This window comes from Zoogloea sp. (genome assembly GCF_028689785.1).
Lineage (GTDB): Bacteria > Pseudomonadota > Gammaproteobacteria > Burkholderiales > Rhodocyclaceae > Zoogloea.
In genome coordinates, this window is sequence record NZ_JAQVCN010000057.1 from 23,461 (window position 1) to 32,442 (window position 8,982).

Annotated in this window: 5 protein-coding genes and 1 pseudogene; 5 read left to right on the plus strand and 1 reads right to left on the minus strand. The window is 65.1% G+C overall.

The window, feature by feature from the left end; genetic code table 11:
- Positions 1-7: 7 nt before the first annotated feature.
- Positions 8-2,035 (minus strand): TonB-dependent siderophore receptor, encoded by a 2,028-nt coding sequence (locus PHI64_RS18815; protein WP_299886193.1) that lies wholly within the window; start codon positions 2,033-2,035, stop codon positions 8-10.
- A 297-nt stretch (positions 2,036-2,332) separates the two neighbouring features.
- On the opposite strand from PHI64_RS18815, the gene PHI64_RS18820 reads away from it, so the two are divergent.
- The 5 genes and pseudogenes from PHI64_RS18820 to PHI64_RS18840 all read left to right on the plus strand — a co-directional run.
- A complete protein-coding gene (locus PHI64_RS18820; RefSeq protein ID WP_299886195.1) occupies positions 2,333-4,054 on the plus strand; it encodes a glutamine--tRNA ligase/YqeY domain fusion protein in 1,722 nt (573 codons plus the stop codon).
- Between the two features lie 255 nt (positions 4,055-4,309).
- Positions 4,310-6,760 (plus strand): EAL domain-containing protein, encoded by a 2,451-nt coding sequence (locus PHI64_RS18825; protein ID WP_299886198.1) that lies wholly within the window; start codon positions 4,310-4,312, stop codon positions 6,758-6,760.
- Positions 6,757-7,962: a hypothetical protein gene (locus PHI64_RS18830; protein WP_299886201.1), complete on the plus strand. Its 1,206-nt coding sequence runs from the start codon at positions 6,757-6,759 to the stop codon at positions 7,960-7,962. The genes PHI64_RS18825 and PHI64_RS18830 overlap by 4 nt, the downstream gene beginning before the upstream one ends.
- Positions 7,963-8,002: 40 nt before the next feature.
- Positions 8,003-8,386 carry a hypothetical protein gene (locus tag PHI64_RS18835; protein WP_299886204.1) on the plus strand — a complete coding sequence of 128 codons (384 nt, stop codon included), beginning with the start codon at positions 8,003-8,005 and terminating at the stop codon, positions 8,384-8,386.
- 126 nt (positions 8,387-8,512) lie between these two features.
- A pseudogene (locus PHI64_RS18840) lies at positions 8,513-8,982 on the plus strand (hypothetical protein); the annotation flags it as partial.

Sequence of the window (8,982 nt, forward strand, 5' to 3'; positions counted from 1 at the left end):
GGTACCCTCAGAAGCGCCACACGCCCTGGATGAAGGCCCGCCGAGGCTGGTAGACCGGCTGGCTGGGGAAGAAGTTTGAGACGTACTCCAGGTGCAGGGGGTCGAACAGATTCTGGGCGACGAAATACAAGTCGAAGTAGCGGCTCACTCGCCAGGCGTAGCGGAAGTCCACCGCGGTGTAGGCCGGTACATCACCGGCACCGACGGCGCCCACATGGCGTGCTGCGACGTCGACCTCCTTGCCACCACCCAAGTTGAAGCTCATGCGCAGGGTGCCCCAATGCTGGGGGGCCGCCTGCTCCAGGGCCCGGCCGCCCACGGCCGCCGCCTCGTCCGCACCGCGGCGGACCCGAGTATCCATAAGCGTGTAGCTCGCCTGCAGGCGCAGGGCGTCGGTCACCGGTACATCCACCGCGAGTTCCACACCGTGGCTGCGGGCACTCCCCTCACTGCCACGCTGCATGTATTGCAGGGGAGCAACGAAGGGCTCCACGGGCAGGGACGAGGTGGGCAAGATCAGGCCGCTCGGGTCGTACCATTCGGAGACCAGGCGATGGTAGTTGTTATGAAAGAGCACCGCTTCCACACTGCCATTGCCAAGATTGCGCCGATAACCCAGCTCCAGGGTATCGACCCGCTCGGCGCGACGGTTCCAGCCCGGTCCCGGTCGCGAGCCGACAACGACAAGAGGAAACGGGCTGCCTGCCGGCGTCGGCTGGGCGCCAAAGAGGATTGACGCATCACTCTCGCCGATGGACAGGGTGCGCGCGGCCCGGGACCAGCTGGCCCACAAGCTATCCTTGAGGTTGGGGGTCCACATCAGGCGGGCGGTCGGCTGGGGCTCGAAACGTGCCAGGCTGGAGTACTCGAAGCGCCCCCCCAGGGTCAGCTTCCAGGTCTGGGGATCCAGGGTGATCTCGTCCTGCACGAAGGCGCTGAACACCCGGACGTTACGTCGGGGCGGAGTCAGATTGAGCACTGCCGAAGTGGCGATGATCTCGGTCTGGACCATTCGCGCGCCCAGGCCCCACATGAGCTCATGGGTGCCCGAGGGCACCAGCCGGTGCTGGAAATCCAGGTCGGCCGTATTCACCGTACCGCGGCCGTAGGTACCCACGTTGGCCAGCTGGTGGTCCATGTAGGCCTGCAGTGAGGCCTCGCCCCCGGCCAGCCCCCAGTTGTAGCGGCCCAGCAGGTTGGTGCTTTCGAAGACGAAATCGAGGGGGATCAGCAGCCCGTCGCCGGTCAGGCTGGAGGTATTGATGTTCTCGCCGCTGGTGCGGCGGCTGGTGTTGCCCTGAAGCATCCAGGCATCAACGCCGGAGCCGGCGCCATCCATGCGGAAACCTGCCAGCCAGCCCCGGTTGTAATCCGGCTCGCTGCGCCCGTCACGAGTGTGGGACGGGGCCAGATCGCTGCCCTTGGCGTAGACCCGCATCGCCCCGGCGTCACCGAGAGAGACGCCCTGACGCACGGCAACCGTGGGGTTGCCTCGGTCGTCCACGCTGGCCGACACCAGTCCGCCCAAGCTTGTGGTGGCCTTGCGGGTGACGATGTTGATTACCCCGTTCACCGCGTTGGCCCCCCACAGGGAGGCGCCCGGCCCGCGGATCACCTCGATCCGCTCCACGTCGGCGAGCATCACATCAAGAGCTTCCCAGAACACGCCGGAGAACAGAGGGCTGTACACACTGCGCCCATCGATCTGGACCAGCAGTTTGTTGGAAAAGCGCCCCTCGGCCCCACGCACGCCCACCGCCCAGCGCCCGGACCCGATCTGCGCCACGATCACCCCCGGCACCTCGCGCAGGGCTTCAGGAACGCTCCGCGCACCACTGCGCCGAATGTCCGCCGCCGACAGCACGGTGATCGCTGCAGGCGTGTCGGAGAGCTTCTGTGCCTTGCGCGACACGGCGCTCACATCGAGACGGACCAGTTCTTCCAGGCTCAGGTCCGCCAGTGACGCCTCCCCGGCAGTCGCTACCGTGGTCCAGCACAGGGTCGGAGCAAGGAGGCATGCAAGACGTCGACTCATCGTTGATCTTTTCTGGATAGAGAGGTTTTCCGGTGTCAGCTGCAGCCGTACCCGATTATTAAACGTGCGCACAGACGGGCGGTGTTTTACACCGTTCACCCCCGGACACAATGACAAGCATTGCGCATCGCTCCCCAGAAAGGGGCCGCAACGCCAGACGTCGCGAAACCGTTCACGCACCCGCCATCTTTCATCCCGTACGCCCCGGCATCCGTGGATGCGCCGGGCATCGGCTACAATCGCAGGATTTTTCGAACCCGGCGGCCCGCCGCCCGTGCCCGTCAAGGTAAGCATCCGATGACCGCTCACACCCCTCCGGCCTCCGACGCCGCACCCAGCAATTTCATCCGCAACATCATCGACGAAGATCGCCGCCTCGGCAAATGGGCCGGACGGGTCGAAACCCGCTTCCCGCCTGAGCCCAACGGCTATCTCCACTACGGCCACGCCAAGAGCATCTGCCTCAATTTCGGTCTGGCCGAAACCTACGGCGGCGCCTGCCACATGCGCTTCGACGACACCAATCCCACCAAGGAAGAACAGGAATACGTCGACGCCATCATCGAAGCGGTGCAGTGGCTGGGTTTCGACTGGGGCGAGCACCTCTACTTCGCGTCGGATTACTTCGACAAGATGTACGCCATGGCCGAGCACCTCATCACCGTAGGCAAGGCCTACGTAGACTCGCTCTCGGCCGAGGAGATGCGCGCCTACCGCGGCACCCTGTCCAGCCCCGGCAAAGACAGCCCCTTCCGCAACCGCAGCGTCACCGAAAACCTCGAACTGTTCCAGCGCATGAAGGCCGGAGAGTTTCCCGACGGCACCCATATCCTGCGCGCGAAGATCGACATGGCCTCGCCCAACATCAACCTGCGCGACCCAGCCATCTACCGCATCCGCCACGCCACCCACCACCGGACCGGTGATCGTTGGTGCGTTTACCCGATGTACACCTTCGCCCATCCCATCGAGGATGCGCTGGAGGACGTCACCCATTCCATCTGCACGCTCGAGTTCGAAGACCAGCGCCCCTTCTACGACTGGCTGCTGGACAACCTCGCCGAGGGCGGCTTTTTCCCCCGCCCGGTGCCACGCCAGATCGAGTTCGCCCGCCTCAACCTCACTTACGTGGTGCTCTCCAAGCGCAAGCTGATTCAACTGGTGGATGAGAAGCACGTGGCGGGCTGGGACGACCCGCGCCTGCCCACCCTCGTCGGCGCCCGCCGCCGCGGCTTCACCCCCGAAGGCTTCCGCCGCTTTGCCGAGCGCATCGGGGTTTCCAAGGGCGACTCATGGATCGACATGAGTGTGCTCGAAGACTGCATGCGCGAGCACCTCAACGAAGCCGCCGAGCGTCGCGTCGCGGTGCTCGACCCACTCAAGCTGGTCATCACCAACTACCCGGACGGTCACACCGAGCGCTGCCACGCCCCCAACCACCCGCTGCACCCCGAGCTTGGCAAGCGCGAGATGCCTTTCGGCCGCGAACTGTGGATCGAGCGTGAAGACTTCATGGAAACCCCGGTCAAGGGCTACCACCGCCTCTACCCGGGCAACATGGCCCGTCTGCGCTACGGCTACGTGATCAAGTGCACCGGCTGCGAAAAGGACGCTGACGGCAACATCACCGCGGTGCTGTGCGAATACCTGCCCGACTCCAAGTCCGGCACGCCCGGCGCCGACAACTACAAGGTGAAGGGCAACCTGCACTGGGTCTCGGTGGAGCACGCCTACACCGCCGAGGTACGCCTCTATGACCGGCTCTTCGCCCATGCCTACCCGGGCAACCGCCGCGAAGGCGACGCCGAGGGTGTGGAACGTGATTTCCTCGAGGACATCAACCCGGACAGCCTGAAGGTCATCACCGCCCAGCTCGAACCGGCCCTCCGCGCCGCCCGCCCCGAGGCGCGCTTCCAGTTCGAGCGTCACGGCTACTTCGTGGCCGACCGGGTGGACTCCCAGGACGGTGCGCCGGTTTTCAACCGGACCGTCACCCTGCGCGACACCTGGAAGAAGTAACACAAGCAACGCACACTCTCCCGACAGACCCGCCCCCAACGGCACGGGGCGGGCCCGGGAGAGACCTTCGGAGGCGGAGGTATGATCGAGCAAGATATAGCGCACATAGGGTCGTCGTGGCGCCAGGCCGACGCACCGGGCTTAAGCTTGGCGCCTTTCTGCCGATTACATGGGGCTGACAACCATAAGTCCTTTGCCGCCTGGACCCCCGGACGAACGCGGCCCAACTGATCACCCGCCAGGCCATCGCATTGCATGCTGAGCAACCTCTCGATCCGCGTTCGCCTCTTGCTGGCCAGCACTGTGGTCCAGGTCGTGATGCTGACGCTCCTGCTGACCAACAGTGGCCGCCTCATGAATGAGGCAACCACTGCCAGCCTGAATACGCTGATCGCGCAAAATGCCGGCATCCTCAACGTGGTCACCGCAACCTTCGTACCCCAGGGGCGTTACAACGAACTGCAGGATGCCCTCGGCGAGCTTCTCAACGAGACCAACGAAGGACTGATCTACGTCCGCATTGTCGACAGCGCCGGCCAGACCCGGGTGCGTGCAGGCCTGCCGGAAATGCTCACCCTGCCCCTCCCCGACGACGCCGCCGCCCTCAACCTAGGCGCCGGCCCCCAGCACAACCTCATCCACATCCGCAGGCCGGTCCTGCTCGAACGCAACCAGGTGGGCTACGTGCAGTTCGGCGTATCCGTATCGGCCCTGAGCCTGGCCAAGCAGCGCATCCTCAACCAGGGCATCGCCATCGCCAGCGCCGAAGTGCTGCTCACCCTGTTGCTGCTGGGGACCGTCGGCTACCTGATGACCCGCAACCTCGGGCGCCTGCTCCGCGGCAGCCAGACCATTGCCGCCGGACAACTGTCCCACCGCCTCCCCGAACAAGGCAAGGACGAGCTGGCCCAGCTATGCCAGCACTTCAACCGCATGGCTGAGGCCCTCCAGTCGCGGATCCATGAACTCGAAACCACCGCCCGTCAGCTGACCATAAGCGAAGAGCGCTACGCCCTCGCCACCCGTGCCGCCAACGACGGCCTGTGGGACTGGGACATCGTCAGCGACAAGACCTACTTTGCCCCCCGCTTCATGGAAATTCTAGGCCTACCCGCCGACTCAACCATGCAGCGCAAGGAAACCCTCCTCGATCACCTGCACCCGGAAGACCGGGAAGCCTTCCGTCTGCGCCTGATCGCCCACCTCAAACGCGAGTCCGCCCAACTGCTGGTTGAACACCGCATCCGCCACGCCGACGGCTCCTACCGCTGGATCCTCACCTGCGGCATCGCTGTCTTCGATCCGGCCAGCAACCGGGCCATCCGCATGGCCGGTTCGATCAGCGACATCCACCTGCGCAAGCGGGCCGAAGACCAACTCATCCACGACGCCCTTCACGACGGCCTCACCGGCCTCGCCAACCGCGCCCTGTTCGTCGAACACCTGCAAAACACCCTGCGCCACGCTGACCGTGTCGAAGGCAGCCAGTTCGCCGTACTGCATGTGAATATCGAGCGCTTCCACGTGGTCAATGACAGCCTCGGCTACTCAGCCGGCGACGACCTACTGCGTCTGGTGGCATCCCGCATCCGCACCCTCGCCCGTCCCGGCGACGTGGTCGGGCGCATCGGCGGCGACCAGTTCGCCGTGTTGCTCAACGATATCGCCGAGGCAGGCGAAGTGATCCGCTTCTCCGAAAAGCTGCAGACCCACCTGGCCGAAAATGCCGAACTCAATGGTCATGCTCTGTACCCCAAGACACGCATCGGGGTAGCCCTGGGCAGCGGCGGCTTCCACAACGCCGAAGACCTGATGCGTGACGCCGACAACGCCATGCATCGCTCCCGCAGCAGCGCCGAAAGCACCATCACCGTCTTCCAGTCCGCCATGCACCAGCAGGTCATGCGCGATCTGCAGCTCGAATCCCAATTGCGTGCCGCCCTGCGTGAAGGACAACTGGTGGCCCACTTCCAGCCCATCGTCGATCTGGCCTCGGGCCTGACCAGCGGCTTCGAGGCCCTGGTCCGCTGGCCCCAGGCCAGCACCCGGCAGATCGGCCCGGATGTCTTCATCCCCCTCGCCGAGTCCCTCGGACTGGTTCATGAGCTCGGTATGCATATGCTCGACCAGAGCTGCCGCTGTCTCAAGGCCTGGCGTGACCGCGGCCTGGCCAACGAAGAGATAACCATCAGCGTCAACCTCTCCGCACGTCAGCTCACCCAGCTGGACTTGGCCGACCAGATCGTCGCCTGCATCGAACGCCACGGGCTGCCACCCGGCGCCCTCAAGCTTGAAATCACGGAAGGCACACTGGTGACGCGCAAGGAACTGGCCACCAGCCAGCTGGGCAAGCTCCGCGCCAAGGGCCTGAAGATCCTGATCGACGACTTCGGCACCGGCTACTCCTCCCTGAGCTACCTGCACTCCATCCCCTGTGACACCATCAAGCTCGACGGCTCCTTCATCCGGGACATCGTCCGTGACACCCGCCTGCGTGCCATCGTTGGCGCCAGCATCCACCTTGCCCACGAATTGGGCATGAGCGTGGTGGCCGAGTGCATCGAAACCCAGGCTCAAGCTGCGCTATTGAAAGAACTCCACTGCAACTTCGGGCAGGGCTATCTCTTCTCCCCTGCCCTCCCCGCAGAAAAGGTGGAAGCGTGGCTGACCACCCGCTCCAGCCCGGCTCAACGGAGTCACGCATGAGATCCATCGCCACGCAGCTCCTTGCGCTCACCCTGGCCGCCGGCCTGCCCAGCGCACGCGCAGCCGACGCACCTTCCCCTTTCAGCCTGTCGGGCTTTGGCACCATCGGCGCCGCCCGCACCGACAAGGACGCCCGGATCTTTCGCAGCAGCACCGAACAGGAGAGCGGCGCCCGTACCGATTTCGACCTGTCGGTGGACTCCGTACTGGGCCTTCAGGCCTCTCTCACCCTCAGCAATACCCTTGACCTGACTGTCCAGTCCGTCGTCCGCAAGGGCGTCGCCGATAGCTATGACCCGCTGCTGACTTGGGGCTTCCTGCGTTTTCAGGCCACCCCACAAGTGGTGGTCCGGGCCGGCCGCATGCGCACGCCCTTTTTCATGTACTCCGACTCCGTCAACCTCAACTACGCCAACCCCTGGGTTCGCCCGCCAGTCGAGGTTTACAGCCTGAACCCCTTTGCCGATCTGAACGGGGTCGATGCCCTGTACCGCACCCCCATCGGCGCGACAGACCTGGAACTTCATCTTTTCGGCGGCAAGAGCCCCCTCGACGTCCGCCACGGCGCCGCCAAGCTCCAGGCAATCCGGGGTGCCAAGGCCGCACTCAGCGTGTCCGGACTGACAATCCAGGCGGGCTATGCCCGCTCCAACCTGTCCGTCCAGTGGGGCGATCCCCTGTTCACCACGCTCAATGCCCAGCTCATGGCCACCGGCAACGAACACGTCGCCCAGGACCTCTCCGGCAATGACAGCAAGGCATCTTTCTTGTCCGCCGGCTTCCAGTACGACAGTGACAGGCTCCTGCTGATCGGCGAATACGCCCGCCGCTCCGTCGACCGCTACACAGTCAGCTCGGCAGGCTGGTACCTGACCTCCGGCTACCGCTTCGGCGCCCTCACCCCCTACCTCACCGTGGCCCGACAATCCCAGACAGCCCCGGTGACAACAGGCAGCAGCGGCATCGCCCAGATCGACAGCCTGATCAGCCTGTTCAATGCCACCCGCAACAAGCCCCAGCGCAGCACCGCCATCGGCCTGCGCTGGGACGCCACCCGCAACGTAGCCGTCAAAACCCAGCTTGAAAGGATCCAGCCAGGCCCGGGCGGCCTGGGCATCTTCCTGAGCGACAACATCCGTGACGACATAAACCCCGGTGGCCCCGTTCACGTGCTCAGCATCTCGGCGGACTTCGTCTTCTAGACCGATGCGTCCGCTCCGCCCTCTCCTGCTCATCGCTGCAATGCTCGCCTCCAGTTCCTGCCTGGCGGAGATCCTCATCGTCACCAGCAGCCGCAGCGGCCCCATCGAACTGACCCGCGAACAGGCCGAGAAGCTCTATCTCGGCCGCAGCACCACCCTCGGCGACGGCACCCCAGTCAGCCTCGTGGATCTGCCCAACGGCCCCGTGCGGGACGAGTTCTACTTCAAGCTGACGGGCAAGAACGCCTGGCAGATCCAGGCCTACTGGTCACGCCTCGTGTTCACCGGTCGTGCATTACCCCCCAAGGAAGCCCGTACGCTGGCAGAAGCACGGCAGTGGCTCACCGACACGCCCAACCTCATCGGCTACCTCGACCGCAACGAACCGACCCAGGGCCTGCGCATCCTGCTCCGCCTGCCGTAGTCCATCCCGTTCCGCCGGCGCCCGCCATGTCTGCAAACATGCGTCAGTTCTGCCAAAAGTCGCTGCGGCGAAACATTGGCAGCCCTAGAATCCGTCGGAACCGAATCGCGCGCCCTCACAGCCACCATGAAGCAACACAACAGCAACGGATCACACCGTTACATCCCGCCTGCCCTGCTCACCCCCGGACAGACCTTCCTGTGGTTCATGGGCGGCATCGTCGGCATGTTCCTGGTGGTTTCCCTGATCTTCGCAGTCAAGCTCGGCTCGGAAGGGCGCCTGCCCAGCCTGAGCAAATCCGCCAAAGCCGGGACGGTGGCCCCACCAGCGACTGAGAAGGCGTCGACCACGCCCGCGCCGGTGTCCCCGCCGATAACTGCAGCGCCCCCCACCACCACCCCTGCCGAACAACCCGTCTCCCCCACCCTGATCCGGCCCGACTCGAACAGAACCTTCGAATCCGGCACCGAGAACCTGCTACCCCAGGAAGTCGCCCACCTTGCCCAGGACGCCCCGGCCGGCGCCAGGGCTGCACCGTCAGCCCCCACGCCAGTGGCCACTCCGCCAGTGCGCCCCCCCCCAGTCCCCCCCCCCCC

Excerpts from the sequence above, each read along its gene's own strand:
- PHI64_RS18830 (WP_299886201.1), top strand. The coding sequence starts at position 6,757 with ATGAGATCCATCGCCACGCAGCTCCTTGCGCTCACCCTGGCCGCCGGC.
- PHI64_RS18835 (WP_299886204.1), top strand. The coding sequence starts at position 8,003 with ATGCTCGCCTCCAGTTCCTGCCTGGCGGAGATCCTCATCGTCACCAGC.
- PHI64_RS18825 (WP_299886198.1), top strand. The coding sequence starts at position 4,310 with ATGCTGAGCAACCTCTCGATCCGCGTTCGCCTCTTGCTGGCCAGCACT.
- PHI64_RS18815 (WP_299886193.1), bottom strand. The coding sequence starts at position 2,035 with ATGAGTCGACGTCTTGCATGCCTCCTTGCTCCGACCCTGTGCTGGACC.
- PHI64_RS18820 (WP_299886195.1), top strand. The coding sequence starts at position 2,333 with ATGACCGCTCACACCCCTCCGGCCTCCGACGCCGCACCCAGCAATTTC.